Genomic DNA, 950 nt, shown 5'->3' with positions numbered 1-950 from the left:
CGGCGGCGCGGCCTGGTCGCTCGATCCGGCCGAGCGCTGGGCGCTGTGGAACGCCGACTGGCGCACCGCGGTGGGCGAGCGGCGCAGCGTCGCGCTGGCCGACGGCACCACCGTGATCCTCAACACCGACAGCGCGATCGACGTGCGTTTCGACGCCGCCTCGCGCCGCATCGCCTTGCTGCGCGGCGAGATCATGGTGACGAGCGGCCACGAGAAGCGCTCGCCCGCGCGGCCGCTGACGGTGGCCACCGCGCAAGGCGTGCTGACGCCGCTCGGCACGCGCTTCGCGGTGCGCGACGAAGCCGCGGGCGTGCGCCTGAGCGTGTTCGAGGGATCGGTGCGCGCGCAACCGAGCGACGCCGGCACGGCCTCGCGCGTGATCGCGGCCGGCCAGCGCACGGAGATGGCGCACGACGGCGTGGCCGCGCCGCGCCCGCTCGAAGCCTACGCGGGCGCATGGACTGGCGGCTCGCTGGTCGCCGCCCGGATGCGGCTCGCCGATCTGCTGGCCGAACTGGCGCGCTACCGCCACGGCTATCTGCAATGCGACCCGGCGATCGCCGACCTGCGCGTGTCCGGCGCCTATCCGCTCGACGACACCGATCGCGTGCTCGACACGCTCGGCGCGACGCTGCCGATCGCGGTCGAGCGGTTCACGCGCTACTGGGTGCGCGTCGTGCCGGCACGCGGCTGAGGCGCGCGGCGCACCGCCTTGCGCGCGGTGCGCGGCGCCTCCGTGTCCTCCCCTCAAAAAATATTTTCGCCATCCTGAGCTGTTTTGGCCGTCTCGCGTGACAGGGAAAGGAAAGCACGTTTTTGCCCATCGTTTCCCGATTCATCGACCCATGCAACCGACCCGATCCGCCCGGCCGCCGCGCCCGCTCTCCCTTGTTCCGTCGCGCGGCGCCGCCGCGCGCCTCGCCTTCGCGCCGAGCCGTCTGGCCGGCCGA

Annotated in this window: 2 protein-coding genes; one reads left to right on the top strand and one right to left on the bottom strand. The window is 73.5% G+C overall.

The window, feature by feature from the left end:
• A partial coding sequence (locus tag G3N92_RS34405) for a FecR domain-containing protein (RefSeq protein ID WP_206131922.1) occupies window positions 1–694 on the top strand: 694 nt, incomplete at its 5' end.
• A gap of 53 nt (window positions 695–747) precedes the next feature.
• Here the strand turns inward: G3N92_RS34405 and G3N92_RS34400 are convergent.
• Window positions 748–950, bottom strand: a 203-nt coding sequence (locus G3N92_RS34400) for a hypothetical protein (RefSeq protein WP_206131921.1), incomplete at its 5' end; no start/stop codon positions are given.

Origin of the sequence: Burkholderia sp. Ac-20379 (assembly GCF_017104645.1) — a bacterium.
Lineage (GTDB): Bacteria > Pseudomonadota > Gammaproteobacteria > Burkholderiales > Burkholderiaceae > Burkholderia.
Note: the sequence above shows the minus strand (reverse complement) of the source record. Positions and strands in the feature narration are given on the sequence as shown.